The 22921-nt window shown below is 61.9% G+C and carries 19 protein-coding genes; 7 read left to right on the forward strand and 12 right to left on the reverse strand.

Features of this window, described 5'->3' with window-relative positions; translation table 11 throughout:
* Positions 1–3: 3 nt before the first annotated feature.
* Positions 4–1419: a lipid II flippase MurJ gene (locus tag N5D61_RS20405; RefSeq protein ID WP_279894006.1), complete on the forward strand. Its 1416-nt coding sequence runs from the start codon at positions 4–6 to the stop codon at positions 1417–1419.
* On the opposite strand, the gene N5D61_RS20410 is transcribed toward N5D61_RS20405, so the two are convergent.
* The 7 genes from N5D61_RS20410 to urtA form a co-directional block, all read right to left on the reverse strand.
* A complete protein-coding gene (locus tag N5D61_RS20410) occupies positions 1409–1756 on the reverse strand; it encodes a zinc ribbon domain-containing protein (RefSeq protein WP_108238674.1) in 348 nt (115 codons plus the stop codon). The genes N5D61_RS20405 and N5D61_RS20410 overlap by 11 nt on opposite strands.
* A 169-nt stretch (positions 1757–1925) precedes the next feature.
* Positions 1926–3155, reverse strand: coding sequence for a formamidase (fmdA, locus tag N5D61_RS20415; protein WP_108238675.1), 1230 nt, complete (start codon positions 3153–3155; stop codon positions 1926–1928).
* Between the two features lie 152 nt (positions 3156–3307).
* A complete protein-coding gene (gene urtE, locus N5D61_RS20420; protein ID WP_108238676.1) occupies positions 3308–3997 on the reverse strand; it encodes an urea ABC transporter ATP-binding subunit UrtE in 690 nt (229 codons plus the stop codon).
* Between the two features lie 10 nt (positions 3998–4007).
* On the reverse strand, positions 4008–4769 hold the full coding sequence (gene urtD / locus N5D61_RS20425) for an urea ABC transporter ATP-binding protein UrtD (RefSeq protein ID WP_108238677.1): 762 nt from the start codon (positions 4767–4769) through the stop codon (positions 4008–4010).
* Positions 4766–5941, reverse strand: a complete 1176-nt coding sequence (urtC, locus tag N5D61_RS20430) for an urea ABC transporter permease subunit UrtC (protein WP_108238678.1) — start codon at positions 5939–5941, stop codon at positions 4766–4768. The genes urtD and urtC overlap by 4 nt, the downstream gene beginning before the upstream one ends.
* Before the next feature lie 10 nt (positions 5942–5951).
* A complete protein-coding gene (gene urtB / locus N5D61_RS20435) occupies positions 5952–6869 on the reverse strand; it encodes an urea ABC transporter permease subunit UrtB (RefSeq protein ID WP_177411071.1) in 918 nt (305 codons plus the stop codon).
* Positions 6870–7034: 165 nt separating this feature from the next.
* A complete protein-coding gene (gene urtA, locus N5D61_RS20440) occupies positions 7035–8279 on the reverse strand; it encodes an urea ABC transporter substrate-binding protein (protein ID WP_108238679.1) in 1245 nt (414 codons plus the stop codon).
* A 358-nt stretch (positions 8280–8637) separates the two neighbouring features.
* Here urtA and N5D61_RS20445 point away from each other — a divergent pair, with 358 nt between their 5' ends.
* Both N5D61_RS20445 and N5D61_RS20450 read left to right on the forward strand, forming a co-directional pair.
* Complete coding sequence (locus tag N5D61_RS20445; RefSeq protein WP_279894008.1) at positions 8638–12039, forward strand: ATP-binding protein; 3402 nt, start codon at positions 8638–8640, stop codon at positions 12037–12039.
* On the forward strand, positions 12014–12685 hold the full coding sequence (locus N5D61_RS20450) for a response regulator (protein WP_108238680.1): 672 nt from the start codon (positions 12014–12016) through the stop codon (positions 12683–12685). The genes N5D61_RS20445 and N5D61_RS20450 overlap by 26 nt, the downstream gene beginning before the upstream one ends.
* Positions 12686–12727: 42 nt before the next feature.
* Here N5D61_RS20450 and N5D61_RS20455 read toward each other — a convergent pair whose 3' ends face one another.
* The 3 genes from N5D61_RS20455 to moaB form a co-directional block, all read right to left on the reverse strand.
* Positions 12728–13654, reverse strand: coding sequence for a glycosyltransferase family 2 protein (locus tag N5D61_RS20455; RefSeq protein WP_108238681.1), 927 nt, complete (start codon positions 13652–13654; stop codon positions 12728–12730).
* Positions 13655–13745: 91 nt separating this feature from the next.
* Positions 13746–14960, reverse strand: a complete 1215-nt coding sequence (gene glp, locus N5D61_RS20460; protein ID WP_279894009.1) for a gephyrin-like molybdotransferase Glp — start codon at positions 14958–14960, stop codon at positions 13746–13748.
* Between the two features lie 6 nt (positions 14961–14966).
* Positions 14967–15506 carry a molybdenum cofactor biosynthesis protein B gene (moaB, locus tag N5D61_RS20465; RefSeq protein WP_279894010.1) on the reverse strand — a complete coding sequence of 180 codons (540 nt, stop codon included), beginning with the start codon at positions 15504–15506 and terminating at the stop codon, positions 14967–14969.
* A gap of 79 nt (positions 15507–15585) precedes the next feature.
* Between moaB and mobA the strand changes: the two genes are divergently transcribed.
* Both mobA and N5D61_RS20475 read left to right on the forward strand, forming a co-directional pair.
* Entirely contained in the window at positions 15586–16179 is a 594-nt protein-coding gene (gene mobA / locus N5D61_RS20470) for a molybdenum cofactor guanylyltransferase MobA (RefSeq protein WP_279894011.1), read from the forward strand.
* Positions 16180–16267: 88 nt separating this feature from the next.
* The gene (locus N5D61_RS20475; RefSeq protein ID WP_108238684.1) at positions 16268–16492 is read left to right on the forward strand and encodes a YgdI/YgdR family lipoprotein; all 225 of its coding nucleotides are present in this window, start codon (positions 16268–16270) and stop codon (positions 16490–16492) included.
* Between the two features lie 108 nt (positions 16493–16600).
* On the opposite strand, the gene zapE is transcribed toward N5D61_RS20475, so the two are convergent.
* The gene (gene zapE, locus N5D61_RS20480; protein ID WP_279894012.1) at positions 16601–17722 is read right to left on the reverse strand and encodes a cell division protein ZapE; all 1122 of its coding nucleotides are present in this window, start codon (positions 17720–17722) and stop codon (positions 16601–16603) included.
* A 9-nt stretch (positions 17723–17731) separates the two neighbouring features.
* Positions 17732–18940, reverse strand: a complete 1209-nt coding sequence (locus tag N5D61_RS20485) for an MFS transporter (RefSeq protein WP_279894013.1) — start codon at positions 18938–18940, stop codon at positions 17732–17734.
* A 259-nt stretch (positions 18941–19199) separates the two neighbouring features.
* Here N5D61_RS20485 and N5D61_RS20490 point away from each other — a divergent pair, with 259 nt between their 5' ends.
* Both N5D61_RS20490 and N5D61_RS20495 read left to right on the forward strand, forming a co-directional pair.
* Positions 19200–20645: a SulP family inorganic anion transporter gene (locus N5D61_RS20490; protein ID WP_279894014.1), complete on the forward strand. Its 1446-nt coding sequence runs from the start codon at positions 19200–19202 to the stop codon at positions 20643–20645.
* Between the two features lie 324 nt (positions 20646–20969).
* Positions 20970–22907: a methyl-accepting chemotaxis protein gene (locus N5D61_RS20495; protein ID WP_279894015.1), complete on the forward strand. Its 1938-nt coding sequence runs from the start codon at positions 20970–20972 to the stop codon at positions 22905–22907.
* The last annotated feature ends 14 nt before the right edge of the window (positions 22908–22921 follow it).

A 22921-nucleotide genomic window follows, 5' to 3' on the forward strand; every position in this document is an offset into this window, starting at 1 on the left:
GCCATGTTCGGATCGACGGTGTGGCTGACCCTGGCGACTCTCGCCGGGTTGGCCGCCGGGTTTGCCCGCGAATGGCTGGTGGTGGCTGCCTGGGGCGCGGGCGGCCGCAGCGATGCCTTTCTGGTCGCCCTGTTTCTGCCCGAGGCCCTGCGCATGGCGCTGGCGGCTGGGCTGCTCAGTGCCGCCGCGCTGCCCCTGTATCAGCAACGGGCGGCGCACGCTCAGCAGAACTGGCTCGGTGCCCTCGCCCCTCGGCTGCTGCTGTGCGGGCTGGGGTTGGGTGCACTGCTCAGCGCAGGCGCCTCGCTGTGGGTGCGTCTGATCGGGCCGGGGCTGGACGAAGCCGGGTACGCCCTGGCTACCGGTGCACTGCGTTGGCTGGCGTGGTCGGCACCGGGCTTTCTGATGCACGCGCTGCTGTGCGTACCGCTGCAGGCCCGCTCGCGCTTCGTATTGGCGGGGACGGGCTCGCTGGTGTTCAACCTGCCGCCGGTGCTTTACCTCGCCGCGATGCACCATGACGCCACGCCAACCGGGTTGGCCATAGCCTGTCTGCTCGGCAGCCTGCTGATGCCGGGTGTGCTGTTGCCTGCGCTGTACCGCGAAGGCTGGAAGCCTTGGCACCGTTCACAGGCCCCAGGCGCGGGCCGAGAGCTGTTGCAACGCATCGGACCCTTGCTCAGCAGCAACCTGGCCAGTCAGGGCCTGGCGTTGCTGGAGCGAATGGTGGCATCGCTGTTGGGCGAAGGCGCAGTCACTTGGGTCAACCTGGCGCGCAAGCTCATCAACCTGCCGCTGATCGCGTTGATGAGCCTGAATCAAGTGCTGCTCGGTTTGATGAGCGGTGCCGAGGGTGATCAACGCATGGGCCTGCTGCGCAAAGGCCTGAGCACTGCCACGCTGCTCACCGTGCCCGCCGTAGCCGGACTGATTGGCGCCGCCGGGGCGCTGGTGTTCCTGCTGATCCCCAGCCAGGCCGTCGAGGGTCCTCTGCCGGGATTGTTGGCCTGGTTTTCCGTGCCCCTGATGTTCGGCGCCTGGAACGCCCTGCTGGCCCGCTATGCCTATGCTGCAGGCGACACCCGCATGCCGTTGGCGTGTGAGCTGACGGGCAGCTTGCTCAACGCGCTGTTGCTGGGTGTTTTGCCGTTCGTGTTCGGCCTGACCGGTATCGCCATGGCCGCGATCGGTGGCGTCGTGCTGACCGCTTGGCTGCTGATGCGCCGGCAGCGGCTGCTGCAGGCGTTGCCATGGCGTCGGCAATGGTCGCTGGGGGTCGCGACCATGGCGCTGGCCGCAAGCTTGCTTCATCCACTGAGCAACGTCTGGCTGCAATTGGGCTTGAGCGGTGCGTATGGCGTCGTGCTGTTGATCGTCATCGCGCTATGGCTCAAACCCTGGCGGCCGATCAATGGCTGATCATCCAAGGTCGCCCGGCTGGCTTGCCTTTGAGCGCATGGGGATTGTCCTTGCTCGGCTCGACTTTTTTGCTCGGGGCGCAACAGCCACAGCCGGTGGGGTGCCGCCGGCTGTCCTGATATTCGCCGAGGGTCTGCGGCGCATGGGCGCTGCGTTCGTTCGCGGCCATCGCCTTGCGCGTGTGGCCTGCCATCGTCGCCAGCCCGGGAGCGGACAGAATCACTCGCATGCTGGATGCACCGCATTCAGGGCAATCGCAGGGTAAGGCGCTTTCGGACATGGGCCGCAGGGCAGTGAAGTCACCGCAGTGTGGGCAGTCGTATTCGTACACGGGCATGGCAGGGTCCTCGATTCGGTTTCAACGTCGCACTCTGTTGATCGTGCCCAGGCGCCGCGTAGGTCCAGGTCCCGTGACGCTGGGCATCAGCCCCGGCAATGCACACGGAGCGTTCGGGTCTTTATCACGCGGAGCATGGGCGCGTTCGATCTGCGGGGTCGACCCGGCGTTACTTGTCCGGCGCAATGGGCAGGTCGACACTGCCATCGATGAATTGGGTCGGCCCGCTCGCGCTCGGGTTAATGTCGAACCCGAAGATCTCAGTCGGCAGCCACAGCGTGGCGCAGGCGTTAGGGATGTCCACCACGCCACTGATATGCCCCTGCACCGGCGCCGAGCCGAGCAAGGCATACCCCTGCGCAGGCGAGTAGCCGAATTTGGTCATGTAATTGATCGCATTCAGGCACGCCTGACGATAGGCCACATTGACGTCCAGGTAGTGTTGCTGTCCGGCCTCGTCCACCGAAATGCCCTCGAAGATCAGGTACTTGTTGTACGTCGGCACGATGGGGCTGGGTTTGAATACCGGGTTCTTGATTCCGTACTTGACCATGCCCCCCTTGATCAACTCGACGCGCATGTGCACCCAACCGGCCATTTCGATCGCACCACAAAAGGTGATCTCACCATCACCCTGACTGAAATGCAGATCGCCCACTGACAGCCCGGCCCCGTCGACGTATACGGGGAAGAAGACCTTCGAACCGCGGGACAGATCCTTGATGTCGCAGTTGCCGCCATGCTCGCGCGGCGGCACGGTGCGGGCGCCGGTGGCAGCGGCCATGTCCCGCGCAGGGCCTTTGAGTTTGCCCATGTGCGCAGTCTTGGCGTGGGGTGGATTTGCCAAAGGCGGGACACGGCCCGGCTCGGTGTCGATCAGTTCCTGCTCGCGACGGTTCCATTCTGCGAGCATCTTGTGATCAGGCAGGCAGCCGATCAGGCCGGGATGAATAAGACCGGCGAATTCGACGCCAGGAATGTGCCGCGAGCGGGTCATCATGCCTTTGAAATCCCAGATCGCCTTTTGCGCCATCGGGAAATGATCGGTGAGGAAGCCGCCGCCGTTCTGCTTCGAGAAGAACCCATTGAAGCCCCATTGCGAATCGGCCCGGGCACCGATGTCCAACAGGTCGACCACCAACAGGTCACCGGGCTCTGCGCCATGCACCCCGACCGGACCGGAGAGGTAATGCACGGTGGACAGATCGACATCCCGCACGTCGCTGGCGTCATCGTCGTTCTTGATCGCTCCGGCGGTCCAGTCGTAGGTTTCAAGAATGAAATCCTCCCCCGGCTTGACCCAACAGGCCATCGGAAGGTCTGGGTGCCAGCGGTTGTGGATCTGCTCGTTTTCGGTAGCGGGCTGGTTGAGATCGACTTTGATCAAGACTTCGGTCATGGGTGTTCTCCTGGGGTTCCTGGGTCAACGGATGGTTCTGGGTGGATGCACTGGCCACTTGGCGGGCAAGCGCGCGCCTGCAGGTTCGAGCTCTTCCGTAGGTACGCTGGCCAGCAATGCAATCGAACAAACACTGCAGATCTCGAATGGGGTTAAACCGAGAGATAACGACTGATCGTTGCCTCATCGACATTGGCCCGCGTCTCCTCGATCACGAACCGGCCCTTTTCGATCACCAGAAACCGGTCGGCGATTTCCAGGGTGAAGGACAGCACCTGTTCCGATACCACGATGGTCAGGTTGCGCAGGTTGCGGATCTCTTTGAGGGTGCGGGCGATGTCCTTGATGATCGACGGCTGAATGCCTTCTGTAGGCTCGTCAAGCAACAGCACTTTGGGGTTGGTCGCCAGCGCTCGGGCGATTGCCAGTTGCTGCTGCTGCCCACCGGACAAGTTGCCGCCGCGCCGGTTGCGCATGTCGAACAGCACCGGAAACAAGGCGTAGAGGTCTTCAGACACCTTGCCTCTGGCCGACGCGGGCAGGCCGGTCTGAATGTTTTCCAGCACCGTCATGGAGGGAAAAATCATCCGCCCCTGAGGCACGTACGCCATGCCGTGCTCCACCCTGGCATGGGTCTCCATGGCCGAGACGTCGATCCCTTCGACCTGCACCTGGCCGCGCCACTGCGGGAGGATGCCCATCAGACTCTTGAACAGAGTGGTCTTGCCCATGCCGTTGCGGCCCATGACGGCGACGATTTCCTGCTTCTGCACGGCCATATCGAGGTCGTGAAGTATCTGGCTCTGGCCATAGCCGCACGCCAGTTGATGGATGGTGAACATGCTGCGCTCCTCAATGGCCGAGATAGACTTCGATGACTTTCGGGTTGCTCTGCACCGACTCCATGCTGCCCTCGGCCAGCACCTTGCCCTGATGCAGCACCGTGACCTTGTGCGCGATGCTCTTGACGAACTCCATGTCATGCTCGATTACCAGCACCGAGCGGCCCTGGCTGATGCGGTTAAGCAATTCGGCGGTCTGCGCGCGCTCGCTGACGCTCATGCCCGCCACCGGCTCGTCGAGCATCAATAGTTCAGGGTCTTGCATGAGCAACATGCCGATCTCCAGCCACTGCTTCTGGCCGTGGGACAACAAGCCGGCCTGCTGCTGCAACAGATCGGCGAGGAAGATGTCCTTTGCCACCTCGTGGACCCGATCGACCACAGTCTGGCTTCGCTGGAAAAACAGCGCACCGAACACGCTGCGCCCTTTGGGGAAGGACATTTCCAGGTTTTCGAACACGCTCAGGTTGTCGTAAATCGACGGCGTCTGGAATTTGCGCCCAACCCCGGCGCGAACGATGTCGTACTCGTTCATCCGGGTCAGCTCACGGTCCTTGAACTGAATGCTGCCGCCGGTAGCGCGGGTCTTGCCGCAGATCAAATCGAGGACCGTGGTCTTGCCTGCACCATTGGGGCCGATGACCACCCGCACCTCGTTACGGTCGATGTACAGGTTCAGGTCGTCTACCGCCTTGAAGCCGTCGAAAGACACCGTCAGCCCCTCGACTGCCAGCACCGGTTTGGGCATCTGAAAGCCACTGGCCGTGGTCATGGTTGGGTCTCCAGGGAACTGTTGACGGATTTGGCGCCGGTTACAGCAGCCGGTTTTGCAGGTGCAGGGGCGGCAGGCAGCGCGGGTTTACCCTTCAGTCGTGCCAACCATTTGCGTCCGTGGCTTTCCCATAACCCGGCCAGCCCGTTGGGGAAGTACATGACCACGGCAATGAACAAGCCGCCCATCAGGTACAGCCACAGTTCAGGGAAGGATTCAGAGAAATAGGTCTTGCCGTAATTCACCAGCAACGAGCCGTACACCGCGCCGAGCAGCGACATGCGGCCGCCGACCGCGGCGAAGATCACCATCTCGATGGACGGCACGATGCCGACGAACGACGGCGACATAAACCCCACCTGCAAGGCGAACATCGCCCCGCCGACGGCGGAAAACCCGGCGGCAACGCAGTACACGAAGACCTTGAAGCTGGCCACGTCGTAACCGGAGAAACGCACACGCTCCTCCTTGTCGCGCATGGCCATCAGCAAGCGGCCGAGCTTGGAAGCGAGGATGAACTTACCGATCAGGATGCAGCCGAGCAGCAATGCGGCGTTGATGAAATACAACGCGAGCCTTGCGCCGTCGCCACGGATGTCCCACCCCATGAGGGTCTTGAGATCGGTGATGCCGTTGACCCCGCCCGTCAGGCCCTGCTGACCGATGATCAAGACAGTGAGAATCAGCGCGATGGCCTGGGTGACGATGGAAAAGTACACATCCCCCACGCGACGTTTGAAAAGCGCCGCGCCGATCACCAGCGCAAGGATCACCGGTACCGCCACCACCGCAACCACCGTGAAACCGAAACTGTGAAAGGGCATCCAGAATGCGGGCAGTTCGGTGATCTGATTCCAGTCCATGAAATCCGGTATGCCCGGCGTGGACTGGATTTTCGTACTCTCCGGGTCACTGGCTTCCAGTTTGAGGAACATGGCCATGCAGTACCCACCCAAACCGAAGAACACACCCTGCCCCAGGCTGAGAATCCCGCCGTAGCCCCAGCACAACACCAGCCCGACGGCGACGAAGGCGTAGGTCAGGTATTTGCCGACCATGTTCAGGCGAAAGGCGTCCAGCGTGAGTGGAAACACCAGCAGTATCAGCGCGGCCAGGATCAGCAGGCCGATCACCCCTTGCCGTCCGCCCATGAGTCTGTCTATAGCGTTCATCTGTGCGCCTCTATTTGCGAACTTTGCTGGAGAACAGCCCTTGCGGGCGCATCAACAGGATCAGGATCACGGTCGAAAGGGTCAGCACCTTGGCCATTGAACCGCTCATGAAGAATTCCGAGACCGACTGCGTCTGGGCAATGGCGAAGGCCGACGCTATGGTGCCGAGCAAGCTTTGGGCGCCGCCGAAGACCACCGTGAGAAAGGTGTCGACGATGTACAGCGAGCCCGCCGTGGGTCCGGTGGAGCCAATGGTCGTGAAGGCCGCGCCCGCGACCCCGGCGACCCCGCACCCGAGGGCGAACGTCATGCGGTCGACTTGACGGGTGTTGATACCGACGGCGCGGCTCATCACCCGGTTTTGCACCGTCGCCCGCACCTGCAGACCCCAGCGTGTGCGGTAAAGCATCAGAAAAATGCCGCCGGTCAACAACGCCGTGAGTGCCATCACGAACAGGCCGTTTTTGGGAATCTCGATGGCGTCGGTCAGGTTCACCGCGCCCATCAACCACTCCGGCGGGTTGGCACTGACTTCACGGGCGCCGAAGATCGAGCGAAACGCCTGTTGCATCACCAGTGACAGGCCCCAGGTGGCGAGCAGGGTGTCCAGCGGTCGATGGTACAGACGGCTGATCATCACCCTCTCCACCGCCCAGCCGATGGCGCCAGCCACCACGAAGGACAAGGCGATGGCAAAGAAAAAGTAGTACGGCTGCATCGACGGCAGATGGTTTTGCACCAGGGTCGAGAGCATGTACGTGGTGTAGGCACCCAGGGTGAGGAACTCCCCGTGGGCCATGTTGATCACCCCCATCTGGCCGAAGATGATTGCCAGCCCCAGGGCCATGAGCAGCAACACGCAGAACACGGACAAGCCGTTGAACCCCTGCATGGCAGCGATGGCACCAAACTCAGATAGCCATTGCATGGTGGTGTCCTCAGAAGAAGTGACGTAGGAACGATCGACGATCAGCATCGGTGAACGTGGTCGGCGCGCGCCTGCGCGCGAAAGGCCCGGACAAGCGATCGAGATGTTCTGGATTGACCACCCTCACCGCGGGCAAGTGCGCGCCTACCGGTCTCAGCGAATCGGTTACTGATAACCCTTCGGAAACGGGTTCGGCTCGATCAAATCCGACTCGTAGATCACCTTGAACTGGCCGTTGGCCTGAGCTTCCCCGATCCGGGTCTTGCTCCAGAGGTGATGGTTCTCGTGGACTTTCACGTAGCCTTCCGGCGCGGTTTTCAACTCGATGCCAGGCGATGCTGCGACCACTTTGTCCACATCGAAACTGCCCGCTTTTTCGACGGCAGCTTTCCATAACCAAGGGCCGAGGTAGGCGGCCTGGGTCACGTCACCCATCACCGCGTCCTTGCCATACTTGGCTTTGAAGGCATCGACGAAGGCTTTGTTGTTGGGGTTATCCAGGCTTTGGAAGTACTTCATCGAGGCGTAGAACCCTTCCATGTTTTCGCCGCCAATGCCGAGCAGTTCGTCTTCGGTGACCGACAGCGTCAGCAGGTTCTGCTTGGCCGCCGTGACGCCTGCCGCCTTCAGTTGTTTGTAGAACGCGACGTTGGAGCCACCCACCACGGCGGCAAACACCACGTCAGGCTTTTTCAGCTTGACCTTGTTGATCAGCGAGCCGAACTGGGTGTTTCCCAGCGGGTAGTAGTCCTCGCCAACCACCGTGCCATGGAGCACATTTTCGATGTGTTTGCGCGCGATTTTCATCGAGGTCCGCGGCCAGATGTAGTCCGAGCCAATCAGGTAGAACGTCTTGGCACCCTTCTCTTTGGCGATCCAGTCCAGGCTGGCGAGAATCTGCTGCGTCGCTTCCTGGCCGGTGTAGATCACGTTCTTGGACTGCTCCAGCCCTTCATAGAAGGTGGGGTAGTAGAGCAGGCCGTTTTCTTTCTCAAACACTGGCAATACCGCCTTGCGCGAGGCGGAGGTCCAGCAGCCGAACACGGCCGCCACTTTGTCCCCGACCAAAAGCTTCCTGGCCTTCTCGGCGAAGGTCGGCCAGTCGGAGGCGCCGTCTTCCTGAATTACCTTGATCTGCCGTCCGAGAATCCCGCCCGAGGCATTGATCTGGTCGATGGCCAGACGCTCGGCCTGAATCGAACCGGTCTCGGAAATGGCCATGGTCCCCGTGGCCGAGTGCAGTTGACCGACGGTGACTTCGGTCGGCGTCACGGCCAGCCCGGTGCTGTTAGCGTCATCGGCCATGGCCATCTGGCTGAACACGCTGGCGGCGATCAGCGACAGCGCAGCCGCGCCCAGGGTCAGTCGTCGAGGGAGCAAGCGTTTCAAGTGGGTCTGTGGTGATTCCATGGTTCCGGCTCCTGTGTGGGTCGTGGGTCTCGGCGGCGCTCTGAACGGCGCCTCATCGCGAGCTGGAACGAGCATGAAGTCCGGGAGGGTTTGGCGGTATACGCAGCTTGACGTAGTGGCATACGTCATTTGACGTAGCGCCAGAATTGCCATTTGGCGGCATGCTTGCGCCCGTGCGAGCGGCGAGGCATGGAACTTGCTCGCCAATACCTTCAGCCGTCGCGCCGGGCTCGGAGTTGGGGTCGGCTGACATGAGCGCTTTCGCGAGCACGCCGCTGCCGACACAGTGTGTTCAGAGGACGACGGCTCGGTCTCGGGACGACAGGTTTCACCCCTCACCTCTCTGGAAGAATCGACTGTGCGACCCTCTGGCTCACAACGCATCATCAAGGTCCGCCGCGACTACAACAGCCTGGTCGCCGATGAGACGATGGAAGACTATGCTCTGCGGTTCACACCCAAGTCGTTCCGCAAATGGTCGGAGTTCCGGATCGCCAATACCGCGGTCGGCGCCGTGTCCTTTCTCGCGCTGGAAGCCATCGGGGGGGCGCTGGTGATGAGCTACGGCTTCACCAATACGCTGTGGGCAATCCTGGCCACGGCGCTGGTGATCTTTTTGACCGGCCTGCCCATCAGCTATTACGCCGCGCGCTACGGCGTGGACATGGACCTGCTGACTCGCGGCGCCGGTTTCGGCTACATCGGCTCGACCATCACCTCCTTGATCTACGCCAGTTTCACCTTCCTGTTCTTCGCCCTGGAAGCGGCGATCATGGCGTTGGCCCTGGAGCTGTACTTCCGCATTCCCCTGGCCTTGGCCTATGTGGTCTGTTCGGTGATCATCATCCCGCTGGTGGCCTACGGCATCACCCTGATCAGCCGCTTGCAAATGTGGTCACAACCGCTGTGGCTGACACTGTTGCTGGTGCCCTACGTTTTCGTGATCTGGAAAAACCCCGACGCATTGAGCGATCTCACCAGCTTTTCCGGTCGGGAGGGCGAAGGGGGCACATTCAACCTGCTGTTATTTGGTGCGGCGTTCAGTGTGGCACTGTCACTGGTGACCCAGATCGGCGAGCAGGTCGACTACTTGCGTTTCCTGCCCGAAAAGACCCTCGCCAACCGCACGCGTTGGTGGGTTGCGCTGCTGATGGCCGGGCCGGGTTGGATCATCCCCGGCGCGCTGAAAATTCTGGCCGGGGCTTTCCTGGCCTTTCTCGCGTTGCAGCATGAGGTGCCCATCGAGCGCGCCGCCGAACCAACGCAAATGTACCTGGTCGCATTTCGCTACGTGCTCAGCTCGCCGGAGTGGGCGCTGGCGGCCATGACGCTGTTCGTGATCATTTCCCAGATCAAGATCAACCTGACCAACGCCTATGCCGGGTCGCTGGCCTGGTCCAACTTTTTCGCGCGGGTGACACACAGCCATCCCGGGCGGGTTGTCTGGTTAGTATTTAATGTGATCATTGCGCTGATCCTCATGGAACTGGGGGTCTTCGACGCCATCGAGCAGGTACTGGGCCTTTACGCCAACGTGGCCATCGCCTGGATTGGCTCACTGGTGGCGGATTTGGTGATCAACAAACCGATGGGCTGGTCGCCAAGGCATATCGAGTTCAAGCGAGCGCACCTGTACGACATCAACCCGGTTGGGGTGGGTGCAATGACCATCGCCTCGCTGGTTGCGTTCTGTGCCCACTTCGGAGCATTCGGGGAACTGGCGCAGGCCGCGCCGCCGCTGGTTTCACTGGCCGTCGCGCTGATTATCTCGCCGTTGATCGCCTGGCGAACCCAAGGCCGTTACTACATCGCCCGCAGCAGCACTGCCGCCCTGCTCCACCCGCAGGGGCCGCAGCCCACGCTGCGTTGCGGTTTGTGCAGCAACGCCTTCGAAACGCCGGACATGGCATGGTGCCCGGCTTACGGCTCGCCGATTTGCTCGCTGTGCTGTTCGCTGGATGCGCGGTGTGGCGATCAGTGCAAGAAACGCACACGGCTCTCCATGCAGTTCGAGGATCTGGTCAGCCATCTCCTGCCTCGCCTGCCTCGCCGCTACCTGCATACCCGGCTGGCGCAGTACCTGGGCTTGCTCGCGATCCTGGTTCTGGGCCTGTCCGGCGCCCTGGCGCTGATTTACGGGCAAGTGGCGCACGGCCTGATCGATCAGTCATTGCAGGCGTATCACACCTTGCGGCTGGCCTTTCTCAAGGCCTTCCTGACTTTCTGCGTGTTCGCCGGCATCCTCGCCTGGTGGGTGGTGCTGACCCGAGAAAGCCGTCGCGTGGCTCTGGAGGAGTCGGAACGCCAGACACAGCTGTTGATTCAGGAAATCGATGCCCACGACAAGACCGACCAGGCGCTGCAGGAAGCGAAGGAAGCTTCGGAAGCCGCCAACGCGGCCAAAAGCCGTTATGTGACCGGACTGTCCCACGAGCTGCGCACGCCGCTCAACAGCATCCTGGGCTTCACCCAAATTCTGCAACGCGACCCTGCCACCCCGTCGCAGCAACAAGCCGCTCTGGCGACAATTCTCCGCAGCAGTTCGCACCTGCTGTCGTTGATCGATGGTCTGCTGGACGTCGCCAAGATCGAGGCCGGAAAGCTGCGGCTCGAACCGTCGGAAATTCTCTTGCAGGAATTCCTCAGCGACCTGGAACAGATGTTCGTCAGCACCGCGGGCGACAAGGGGGTAGGGTTTCGGCTGGAACGAGTGGGACGCATGCCAATGGTGGTGCGTGGCGATGAAAAAAGAGTGCGACAGATTCTGATCAACCTGCTAGGCAACGCGGTGAACTTCACCGACAGGGGCGAGGTGTGCCTGCGGGTCAGTTACCGACGGGAAACAGCCATATTCGATGTGATTGACACCGGCATCGGCATCGCGCCGGACCAAATCGAGCGGATTTTTCAGCCGTTCGAGCGGGGCGGTCTCGTGCGCCAGGACAACGGCGTAGGCTTGGGCTTGACTATCACCCGCATGCTCACCGCCTTGATGGGCGGGGCCCTGTCGGTGACCAGCCAACCGGGGGAAGGGACACGCTTCCAAGTGCGGCTATTCCTGTCGGAAGTGCGGGTGCCGCGGGCGGTCATCGACGTGGATCATGACGTGATCGGCTATGAGGGCGAGCGTCGACGGATTCTGGTGGTCGACGACCACATCGAACACCGCAAAGTGATTCACGGCATGCTCTCGCCGCTCGGTTTCGACATCATCGAGGCAGCCAACGGCCACGAAGCCGTGCGCCAGGTGTCGTTACAGCACCCTGATCTGATTCTGATGGACCTGTCGATGCCGGGCATGGACGGCTGGCAGACCCTGCGCTTGATCCGCCACAACGCATTGTCCCTGGTCCCGGTCATCGTGCTGTCAGCCAATGCCAATACCTTTGCTGACGACAAGGACCAGGGCTTGCCCTCCATGGAACATGACTACCTTTCCAAACCGGTGCACATGCAGCAACTGCTCGACCGCCTGGCCCACCACCTGACACTTCATTGGCAATATCGTGTGCGCAACGCCCCACCCGCCCGGTCTGAATGGCATCTGCCGCCCCGAAAGGACCTCGAAGAACTCTATGAACTGTGCGGTCTAGGGTACATGCGTGGCATTCAGCACAAACTCGATGCCATTGAGCGAGACAGCACGGAAAGTGCCCGCTTCGTCGCAGACCTGCGCACCCTGGCCACCGGCTTTCGCTTGGACGAACTCAGCCTACAACTCAAGGAGGCCCTCAATGAACGCCCTGACTCCACGCGCTGAAACGGGGGTGATCCTGATTGTCGACGACACCCCGGACAACCTGGCCCTGCTGTCCGATGCACTGGACGAGGCGGGCTACATGGTGCTGGTGGCACTGGACGGCACCAGTGCGCTGAACCGCATACAACGCCGACGGCCGGACCTGATCCTGCTCGATGCGATGATGCCGGGGCTGGACGGGTTCGAGACCTGCCGCCAGATCAAACGCCAGCCAGACACAGCGAACATTCCAGTGCTGTTCATGACCGCACTGACCGACAGCGAACATGTGGTTCAGGGTTTCGAAGCGGGCGCTATCGATTACGTGACCAAGCCCATCCAGTGTGCGGAGGTCTTGGCACGGGTCGCCTCGCACCTGCGCACCGCGCGCATCCTGCAAACGGCGCGCGATGCGCAGCCCATAGGGCTCGACCACCCCCCGGCGTATGATCGACTGGCGACACGCTTTCAACTGACGGAGCGGGAGTTCGAAGTGTTGCGCTGGGTCTCCTGCGGAAAAACCAACAAAGACATTGCCGACATCCTGCAACTCAGCCCACGCACCGTGAACAAACACCTGGAGCACATCTACATCAAACTCGGCGTCGAAACCCGCACCGCCGCCACCTCGGTGGCGATGGCCGCGATGACCGAGCGTGTCCCCTGACGGGCACGTGATCGCCCTACGAGCCCTTCAGCCCATCGTTGACTAGGCGTTTTCGCTGTCCCAGAACCGCTTGTACATGCCAAGTTTCTTCTTCAACGGTCGAGACAGCCGCGCCTCTTCCTTGCCCAGTTTGAATGCCACCAGCTTCAGGCCATTGCGCAGCAACGAGGCCGGCCAGAGGTACCAGCGCCGCAGGCCGAGGAAGTTCAGCTCAGACTTGACGTAACGCATACCCTCGGCACGGGCTCCGCCGAACCGGGCGTGAATCCATGACTCGCGTGCCTGAAAGACGCCGATGTCGAAGTACCGGCGAAATTCCTCGCGCAGGGTGTAATTGTGGGAGTGCCGACAGACCGCCGAGCCCTGATAAGCCACTTTCCAGTGGGACAGGAGCATCTTCGCGGCCACGTACATGTCTTCGGACAAGATCACATGCCGGGGGAAACCGCCCACCGCCCGCAGCGCATCGCGGCGGTAGGCAGCGAACGAATTGGACATGAACGGCGTCTTGATCCCCAGCGCCGGCACGTCCTCCAGACGCTTGATCCGGGACACCGGCGGGTAGTTGAACCAGCGGGCATGCTGGGCAAGCACCGTGGCGTCCAGATGAGGCAGTTGCCGACCGCAGACCGCGCCGACCAGCGGGTCGTCGAACGGCGCGAGGATGTTTTCCACCGCGCGGGGATCTTCCAGGTAGGCGTCCTGCGTCAGGTACACGAAGATGTCATAGCGGGGGTGGGTCTCGGCCATCATCTGCCGGGTACCGCCGTGGTTGAAGTCCTTCGGGTCGATGCGGGTCACGTTGCCGCAGCGGGACTGCGCCAGTTCCAGGGTACCGTCCGTGGAACTGGAATCGACGATCAGGGTGTCGAACTCAGCGGTCTGGGCCCACAGGGAATCGAGCAACCGCTCGAGCTCCCTGCGCCCGTTGTAGGTCGGGATGACGCAAGCGACACGCAAAGGCTGCATAACAATACTCCGTGGCAACTGCACAATGCCCATTTGTCATGACACGCATTTGAGGGTAGCTCAGGATCTTTACCCGGGATTCAACCGCTGGTCAGCCCATCACCTCACTCAAGGGAATGAAATTCAGCAGATCACCTTCCGCCACCGTCGTGCCCTCGATCACCTCGATCAGGCCATCGGCCCACGCGGCACTGCGCAGCACGCCCGAACTCTGGTTGCGATAGGCGACCACCCGGCCCTGCTCCAGACGCCCGCGCAAGTACTCCCGGCGCGTGCCCGGTTTGGACCAGACGAAACCTGACGGCACCTTGAACGACAACGGCCTGACTTGTTGCACCCCCAGACGGCGCAGCAGGTAAGGCCGGGCCAGAAGCGCGAAGGTCACCAGCGTCGAGGCCGGATTGCCCGGCAAGCCGATCACCGGCACGCCCCGGTAGTGACCGAAGGTCAGAGGTTTGCCCGGCTTGATCGCCAGCTTCCACAGGGCAATTTCGCCTTCCTCGCGCAGGGCATGGCCGAGAAAATCGGCTTCGCCCACCGAAACACCGCCGGTGGAAAGGATCAGGTCAACATCGCCCAAGGCGCCCAATGCTGCACGGGTTTTGTCCAGGTCGTCAGGGAGGATCCCGGCATCGATCACTTCGCATCCCAACCACTCGAGCCAACTGCACAACAGGACTCGGTTGCTGTTGTAGATCTGCCCCGGCCCCAGTGCCTGACCTGGTTCGATCAACTCGTCGCCGGTCGAGAGCACCGCGACCCGGGCGCGACGCACCACCGGCAACACGTTCATGCCCAAGGTCGCGGCCAGCCCCATTTCGATGGGCGTCATGACCGTGCCCGCCTGCAGGACGGTGTCGCCAACGGTGGTTTCCTGACCTTTGGGCCGGATGTTCTGGTCGCGGTGCAAGGCATGCAGCAAACGCACACGCCCATCGGCCAGGACCTCGGCGTTTTCCTGCATTTCGACGCAGTCGGCGCCGTCCGGCACGGGTGCGCCGGTGAAGATCCTCGCGCAGGTGCCCGGCTGCAAAGGCTCGGGCGCCTGGCCAGCGAAAATCCGTTGGCTGACCGGTAACGGCTCACCCGTCCAGTCCGCCACACGCAAGGCGTAACCGTCCATGGCGCTGTTCGGCCAGGGCGGGAGGTCCAGGGTAGACACCAGATCCTGGGCGAGGACGCGGCCCTGAGCCTGTGCCAGGGTCACCGTTTCGCGTTCGGTAATCGCCGCTGCTGCGGCCAGGTTCATCAGCCGCTCCATGGCCTCTTCGACCGGCATCAAGCGGCTCATTTCAGGCTTGCTCATCGCCATTCACCCACGGGTTGCGCATGGCTCCGCCTTTTTCAAATGCGGCACGAAGTTGCAGGGCCGGAAGCTGTTGTTCAATTGATCGGCCAGAATCCCGTCCCAGCCGGTGCGCACGGCATTGGTCGAACCGGGCAAGCAGCAGACCAGCGTACCGTTGGCCAGCCCCGCCAGCGCGCGGGATTGAATGGTAGAGCTGCCGATGTCCGGCACAGAAATCTGCCGGAACAGCTCGCCGAACCCGTCAACCTGTTTGTCCAGCAGGCAGGCCACCGCTTCGGGCGTGCTGTCGCGACCGGTGAAGCCAGTGCCGCCGGTAATCAGCACGACCTGGACCTGATCGTCGGCGATCCAGGTCGCGACCTGGGCGCGGATTTTGTAGAGGTCATCCTTGAGCAGCACACGCTCGATCAAGCCGTGCCCGGCAGCGGTCAGGCGATCGACGAACAGTTGCCCGGAGGTATCGGTTTCGAAGGTCCGCGTATCGCTGACGGTGAGCACAGCGATGTTCAGCGGCACGAAGGGGGTGTCAGCCTTGGCTTTCATGGGCGAGGTCCAGTTGTCGAGAAAACAGTCCGGTGTTATATCACAGGGCCTCCTTTTCCTGTGCTTGATGAGTCCCCCCATGACCGCGTTCGACACCCTGCCCCCTTGCTCGATCCTATTGCTCGCGGGCGGCCAAGGGCAGCGCATGGGCGGTCGCGACAAGGGGCTGATCGAATGGCAGGGCGAGCCGCTGATTTACCCTCTGCACCGCCTGACCCGACCGCTGACGGACGACCTGATCATTTCCTGCAACCGCAATCGCCAGCGCTATGCGCCCCTGGCCGACCGTTTGGTGCACGACGACGAACCGGACTTCCCCGGCCCCTACGCCGGCATTCGCGCGGGGCTGGCCGTGGCACGGCATGACTACTTGCTGGTCATGCCGTGCGACACCCCCTTGCTCGACGTCCCCCTGCTCGACGGTCTGCGCCGCATAGCCGCGGACCATCCCGGCAAGCCCGTGATGGTCCGCCAGGGTGAGCAGTGGGAGCCGCTGCTGTGTTGCATCCCTACCTGCCACGCCGCGGTGTTCGAACGGCACTGGCAACAAGGCCAGCGCAGCCCGCGTCGGACCATGGCTGAACTCGGGGCGGTCGCGTTGCAGTGCGACCCGGGTGACCGGCGCCTGGCCAACCTCAATTCCCCACAGGTGTTGACCGAGGTCAAACCCTGAGGGCGGGAACGATGTTTCATGGAACTTTGCGCACAACCCCTGCGTCAGAACCGTCACTACACAAAGAATTACCCTCGGAGACACAGTAATGAAACAACGGACTATTCCTGCAGCCTTCCTGCTCGCACTTGGCCTGGCCACCCTCGCCGGTTGCTCTTCGCCCACGGTGATCACGCTTAACGATGGCCGTGAAATCCAGGCAACGGACACGCCGAAGTACGACGAAGAGTCCGGTTTCTACGAATTCAAGCAACTGGATGGCAAAGAAACCCGCATCAACAAAGATCAGGTTCGCACCGTCAAAGAACTCTGATACGTGAGCTGAATCGAAAAAACCCGCTACCGCAGCGGGTTTTTTTTGGTCGTGAGAGGGGTTCGATTCGCCCATGCTCCGATCGCTCAGCCTTATCCGCCCCGCCAATCAGCGCCCGAAGCGCGCCAGTTGCATTTCCTGCAATCGACTCAGGGTGCGACGAAAAGCGAACGCCAGGTAACCTTCCGTATACAGCGTCTGCATGGGCAAAGCCGCTTCGACATACAGCGGCACCTTGCGGTCGTAACACTCATCCACCAAGGCAATGAAGCGTCGCACCCCGTCATCGTAAGGCGACAACTGCGGCAGCTCCCGATCGCCTGCGACGACCTGTTCGACGGCATCCTCGGTCCCCCGGGCGATGCGGCCTTCCCGTTGACGGGCGCTCAAGGCAGGCACTTCACTCAGCAGCACGGCACGGTAACGGTCGCACAGATCGATGAAATCCACGGCGGCCAGCGGCTGTTCGCACAGGTCCTTGTAACGGCACCAGATCACGGTCTTGCTGCAGCGCACAACCGCCAGATGGCGGCGGCCCAACGGCACCGGTTGAATCGACACCGATTCGCCTTCGCTCAGCGTTTCGAACACCGCCACCAGCGCGCTGGGACCCCGCTCCGGCGTGATCCAGTAACGCTGCTGCGCCTGCCCGGGGTGCAGGCGATGATCTTCGCCGCCGTCCACTGACACCACCGTCATGTGCTCGTTGATTGCGGTGATCGCCGGAATGAATCGCTCCCGGTTATGCCCCGTGGCATACAACTGCTCGGGCAACTGGTTGGACGTGCAGACGAGGGTCACGCCTTCTTCGAACATCGCCCGCAGCAGACCACCCAGGATCACCGCGTCGCCAATGTCGTTGACGAACAATTCGTCAAAACACAGCACCTTCACTTCCTGGCCGAGTTCGTGGGCCAGCACCTCAAGGGGCTTGGCGATACCTGTCAGTTGAAAGAGGCGCTGATGCACCCAACGCATGAAATGATGAAAATGCTGGCGCCGGGCAGGCACCTGCAGACCTTCGAAAAACCGGTCCATGAGCCAGGTCTTGCCGCGTCCGACAGGGCCCCAGAGGTAGACGCCCTTGACGCCGGCGTGGGGCCTGCCTTCATGCAACGCGTCCCAGCAGCGCTGCAAGTGTCGAGCGGCCTGGCGTTGGGCCTCGTCCGGTTGAAAACCCCGGGTATCCACGGCCTGCTGCCAGGCCTCCAATGGAGAAAGCGCACTCATTGAACCGCATCACCGCACAGTGTGAGATTGATCGTGACGTCTGGAATACGACGCCCCCAGCAAATAGCAACAGCCCCCGGCCACGATGAAACCCGCCAGCATGGAGAACATGAACGCAGGGGGCTGGGCGGCCAGGGCGAAACCGCATAACACTGGCCCCAGCGCACCGCCGAGGTTGGACAGGTTTTGCGCGCCGTAATACATGCCTCGCAAATGCGTGGGTGCAATGCGATCGATGAACATGTACTCCGCAGGAAAAACGATGATCTCGCCCAAAGTGAAAATCGCCACTGCCAACGACCAGTGCAGCACCGTACTCGACAGGGCGAACCCGACCACGCCCATCAGAAACAACGTGAAGCCCAGGGTCAGCCACTGGTTGAGGTGCTGGTGGCTGACGCGCTTGCCCACCACATACTGGAGGCAGATCACCACCGCCGCATTGACCGCGACCACGGAACTGATGACTTGATAGGTAAATTCCGGCGTGCTGGTGGTGACCAGGTATTGCGACAGGTAAGCCGTGAATTGGCCGAACACCACCGCACTGAGCATGCCCCCCAGGGTGAAGCACACCAATCGGTAATCCTTGAGCAGAATCCGCCCTACCGCCAGAAAGGAGATGGGCGCGTTGGCCGGGTCCGCCGAGCTCAACTGACGGTCACCGTACATCGCGTAGACAACGAAATAACCCAGGCCCAGCGCCGCCGACACCAGAAACGGCAGTTTCATGCTCCAGTGGGCGAGCCCCGCACCGATGAACGGGCCGACCGCGTAACCGATGTTGATGAGGGTGTAGCGCACCGAGAACAGTTTGCTCTGCTCGGCTACGGGCAGCAGCTTGCCAAAGGCCGCCTTGACGACGACATCGATCACCGAATAGGCGAAATTGAACGACACCAGAAACAGAAAAAACAGCCACAGCCTGTCGGTCAGGCACATCCCGACGAAGCCGACGAAAAAGAACCCGGTGAACGCGAGGATCAGTTTGTAGCTGGACAGTCGGTCCGTGAGGTAACCGCCGTACAGGCTCAGGAGCGAACCGACGATCAAGGCACTGCCGACCATCAGGCCGATATCACTGATGCCCAGTGTGAAACTGGACGACAGATAGATCACCAAATAAGGCAAGGTGATCGCCCTGCCCAGCGTCAGGAACAGCGACGAGGCCAGCAGGAGGTTGACCGAGGCAGGGTAATGTCTGAGGGCGGTGAGCATCCGAGTCCTGTCCTTATGGTCAGCCGTGGCAATCGAAGCCGAGCATCGTTGCATAATCGAAGCGGACTGGACATTGAGATAAATTCATTTGCATCCCTCTGAAAAAACCTGGGCGGTCCCTCCGTCACTCGATCACGCTGGCCTGAACCCTGATCAATCCGCTCACTAAAGCCCTCACCAAGCGTTCAATCTGGCTGGCCGGTGCGGCTCATATTCCGTAACATCCCCACCCTTTGCGCTTTCTCCCTTCAGGTCATACATGAAATCCGCTCGTCTGCGTGCCGACATCCTCGCCGGCCTCACCACCTCATTCGCCCTGGTTCCCGAGTGCATCGCCTTCGCCCTGGTCGCCCACCTCAACCCACTGATGGGGCTGTACGGCGCGTTCGTCATTTGCACCCTGACAGCCCTGTTCGGCGGCCGCCCCGGAATGGTATCGGGCGCAGCAGGCTCGATGGCGGTGGTGATCGTCGCACTGGTGGTGCAACACGGCGTGCAGTACCTGCTGGCGACGGTCCTGCTGGGCGGGCTGGTCATGATTGCCTTTGGGGTCTTGCGCCTGGGCAAACTGGTGCGCATGGTGCCCTACTCGGTGATGCTCGGCTTCGTCAACGGCCTGGCCATCGTGATTGCCATGGCCCAGCTCGAACACTTCAAGGCCGGCGAGCATTGGCTCACCGGCCCGCCGCTGTACAGGATGCTGGGCCTCGTCGCGGTGACCATGGCGGTGGTGTACGTGTTGCCCCGCCTCACCCGCGCGGTCCCGCCGGCCCTGGTGGCGATACTGGGCGTCGGCCTGCTGGTGTACCTGCTCGATCTGCCAACACGCACCCTGGGTGACATGGCCCACATCGCCGGCGGCCTGCCCGGTCTTGCGCTGCCTGATGTGCCATGGAGCCTGGAGACCTTGCGCATCATCGCCCCCTACGCGGTGCTGATGGCCCTCGTGGGGCTGCTGGAAACCTTGCTGACGCTGAACCTGACCGACGAAATCACCGAAAGCCGCGGCTACCCGGACCGCGAATGTGTGGCGCTGGGAGTGGCGAACATCACCTCCGGCCTCTGCGGTGGCATGGGCGGTTGCGCGATGATCGGCCAGACCGTGATCAACCTCAGCTCAGGCGGCCGGGGGCGTTTGTCCGGGGTCGTGGCCGGGTTGATGATCCTGATATTCGTGCTGTTCCTGTCGCCGCTGATCGAGCGCATTCCACTGGCTGCATTGGTGGGCGTGATGTTCGTCGTGGCCCAGCAGACCTTCGCCTGGGCGTCGCTGCGGGTGCTGCGCAAAGTCCCGTTGAACGATGTGCTGGCCATCATCGCCGTGACCGTGGTCACCGTACTGACCGACCTGGCCACCGCGGTGCTGTTCGGTATTCTCATCGCGGCACTGAACTTCGCTTGGCAACAGGCGCGCGAACTGTACGCAGACAGCCACACCGAAGCCGACGGCAGCAAACGGTATCAGGTGCATGGCACGCTGTTTTTCGCTTCGACGACGCCGTTTCTCGACCAGTTCGATCACCTGAACGACCCGCAAAACGTGACCCTCGATTGCCGTCACCTGCGGTTCGTCGACTATTCTGCGATCGCCGCCCTGAAGACGCTTCGCGAGCGTTATGAAAAAGCCGGGAAACACCTGCGTGTGGTGCACTTGTCGAAGCGTTGCAAAAAGCTGCTCAAGCGCGCGGGCATGCAGCACGCCTGACTCGACGGTGCCCAGTGGGTGCATCGAATGGGCGCGGCGGGCGGTGGCAAGATTCTGGGCAAGCCTTGATCGCAGTTCGCCACATTTGTGGGCACAGCAGGAAGAATTGTTCCAAAAATACTCATTTTTTGTACACAAGGTGCGCCGCTGTGCTCCATCGCACCTGCCGCCGAAGGGCTCTGCGCCTCGCAAAACCCAGCACCCTGGGGTCACCCGCCAGCATATCCTGACCAGCCGATCAACTTAATGGCCCGCTTATTGCTCCGGCCGGACAGTAGGCACTGTTCCATGGTGGTTGTGCGCGCGTATTTGCGGAGTTTTCTTATGTTTGTCTGGCGAAAGAGCATTCAATGGCAACTGACCCTGAGCATGGGCGCCGCGCTGGTGACCAGCAGCCTGATTGTCATCGGTATCTATGCCTTTGCATTGAACCGCCTGACCGACCGCTATCTGCTGCAGCAGGCGATGCCAGCCAGCGTCGAAGCCATTCGCAATGACCTCGAACACCTCCTGGCTGCCCCATTGACCGCCGCGAGTGACATTGGCGACAACACCCTGGTCGCTGACTGGCTGGGCAACGGTGAAGACCCGGCCCAACAGCCCGCGTTCATCCGCTACCTGGCGAAAATCAAGGCTCAACACAACGCGCTCATCACCTTCATCGTGGCCAAGGACAGTGGCCACTACATCACCGACAAAGGCGCTGACCGCACCTTGCAGCGAGGACCGGCCGAGAACGCCTGGTTCTATGGCTTCCTTGACAGCAACAAGCGGCGCTCGCTGGATATCGATATCGATGCCACGACCAAAATCCCCACGTTGTTCATCAACCAGCGCATCGAGTTCGACGGCAAGGTCGTGGGCGTGGCGGGCTTGGGCTTCAGCATGAGCGCGCTGTCGCGCATGATCAGCGATTTCCATTTCGGCAAAGAGGGGCAGGTTTACTTGGTCAGCCCGGACGGCAAGATCAAAGTCCATCCCAACCCCGAGTTCAATGACCGTGAATCACTGACCGCGCACGTGGGCGACGCCGCTGCGCGGACACTGCTCAGCCAGGATGGCAAGGGCCAGGCGCTGGAGTTCGAACGCGATGGCCAGGCTTACGTCGCCGTCGCCCGACCGGTCGAGTCGCTGGGCTGGACACTGGTCAGCGAAGTGCCACTGGCGGAAGTGTACGGCCCGGCAAAAGAAGCCCTCACCACCATTTCCGCGATCAGCCTGGCGGTGGTGCTGTGTTTCCTCGGGTTCGTGGGCTGGATCGCACGCGGCATCGTGCGCCCTATCCAACACGTCACGAGCGCGTTGGTGGATATCGGCGGCGGCCAGGGCGATCTCACTCGGCGCCTTGATGACAGCCGGGCGAACGAACTGGGCGATCTGGCCCGGGGCTTCAACCGCTTCATCGAGACCCTGCGCCTGCTGATCGGCGACGTGTTGCAGACCAGCGAGCAACTGCGCCACAGCGTGGTGGACGTGGCTCGGGTGGTCGACAGCACGTCGGCGCGTGCAGCCAAGCAACAGCAAATGACCGACATGGTCGCCACCGCCGTGCACGAAATGGGGCTCACTGTTCAGGAGATTGCCCGTAACGCCGGCGCTGCTGCCGACGTTTCGCGCACTACCCACCAAGAAGCGGTATCCGCCAAACGCGTGGTCGGTGAGTCCATCGGCCACATTCAGAGCATGTCCGACGGGGTCGGAACCGCGGCCGGTGCAGTGGAGCATCTGGCCACGCAGATTTCCACCATCGACCAGGTGCTCGCCGTGATCCGCAGCATTTCCGAGCAAACCAACCTGCTGGCCCTCAATGCCGCCATCGAAGCGGCCCGCGCGGGGGAAATGGGTCGCGGCTTTGCGGTGGTCGCCGACGAGGTGCGCACGTTGGCCGGTCGCACACAAACCGCCACGTCGGAAATTCAGCACATGATGGGCGAGCTCAAAAGCGGTGCCGAGCAGGCGGTCACTTCAATGCGTGCCGGGCAGGCGGCCACGGGCACTGGCGTCGACGCCAGCCGGCGCACGGGCCAATCACTGGACGCAATCGCGGGCCACGTCGAAGAGCTGACGGACCGCAACCACCAGGTTGCGGCCGCCACCGAGGAGCAAAGCACGGTCACTGAAGAAATCAACCGCAACGTGCAGGGCATCGCGGACCTCGCGCAATCGACTGCCAGCGACGTCAGTGCCTGCCGTGAAGACTGCCTCAAGCTGTCCCAGAAGGCCGAACACCTGGCGGCACAGATGGCACGTTTCAGGTTGTGAGCGACTGCTGCGTG

Origin of the sequence: Pseudomonas sp. GD03842 (assembly GCF_029841165.1) — a bacterium.
Lineage (GTDB): Bacteria > Pseudomonadota > Gammaproteobacteria > Pseudomonadales > Pseudomonadaceae > Aquipseudomonas.

Excerpts from the sequence above, each read along its gene's own strand:
- N5D61_RS20405 (WP_279894006.1), top strand. The coding sequence starts at position 4 with ATGTTCGGATCGACGGTGTGGCTGACCCTGGCGACTCTCGCCGGGTTG.
- N5D61_RS20410 (WP_108238674.1), bottom strand. The coding sequence starts at position 1,756 with ATGCCCGTGTACGAATACGACTGCCCACACTGCGGTGACTTCACTGCC.
- fmdA (WP_108238675.1), bottom strand. The coding sequence starts at position 3,155 with ATGACCGAAGTCTTGATCAAAGTCGATCTCAACCAGCCCGCTACCGAA.
- urtE (WP_108238676.1), bottom strand. The coding sequence starts at position 3,997 with ATGTTCACCATCCATCAACTGGCGTGCGGCTATGGCCAGAGCCAGATA.
- urtD (WP_108238677.1), bottom strand. The coding sequence starts at position 4,769 with ATGACCACGGCCAGTGGCTTTCAGATGCCCAAACCGGTGCTGGCAGTC.
- urtC (WP_108238678.1), bottom strand. The coding sequence starts at position 5,941 with ATGAACGCTATAGACAGACTCATGGGCGGACGGCAAGGGGTGATCGGC.
- urtB (WP_177411071.1), bottom strand. The coding sequence starts at position 6,869 with ATGCAATGGCTATCTGAGTTTGGTGCCATCGCTGCCATGCAGGGGTTC.
- urtA (WP_108238679.1), bottom strand. The coding sequence starts at position 8,279 with ATGGAATCACCACAGACCCACTTGAAACGCTTGCTCCCTCGACGACTG.
- N5D61_RS20450 (WP_108238680.1), top strand. The coding sequence starts at position 12,014 with ATGAACGCCCTGACTCCACGCGCTGAAACGGGGGTGATCCTGATTGTC.
- N5D61_RS20455 (WP_108238681.1), bottom strand. The coding sequence starts at position 13,654 with ATGCAGCCTTTGCGTGTCGCTTGCGTCATCCCGACCTACAACGGGCGC.
- glp (WP_279894009.1), bottom strand. The coding sequence starts at position 14,960 with ATGAGCAAGCCTGAAATGAGCCGCTTGATGCCGGTCGAAGAGGCCATG.
- moaB (WP_279894010.1), bottom strand. The coding sequence starts at position 15,506 with ATGAAAGCCAAGGCTGACACCCCCTTCGTGCCGCTGAACATCGCTGTG.
- mobA (WP_279894011.1), top strand. The coding sequence starts at position 15,586 with ATGACCGCGTTCGACACCCTGCCCCCTTGCTCGATCCTATTGCTCGCG.
- N5D61_RS20475 (WP_108238684.1), top strand. The coding sequence starts at position 16,268 with ATGAAACAACGGACTATTCCTGCAGCCTTCCTGCTCGCACTTGGCCTG.
- zapE (WP_279894012.1), bottom strand. The coding sequence starts at position 17,722 with ATGAGTGCGCTTTCTCCATTGGAGGCCTGGCAGCAGGCCGTGGATACC.
- N5D61_RS20485 (WP_279894013.1), bottom strand. The coding sequence starts at position 18,940 with ATGCTCACCGCCCTCAGACATTACCCTGCCTCGGTCAACCTCCTGCTG.
- N5D61_RS20490 (WP_279894014.1), top strand. The coding sequence starts at position 19,200 with ATGAAATCCGCTCGTCTGCGTGCCGACATCCTCGCCGGCCTCACCACC.
- N5D61_RS20495 (WP_279894015.1), top strand. The coding sequence starts at position 20,970 with ATGTTTGTCTGGCGAAAGAGCATTCAATGGCAACTGACCCTGAGCATG.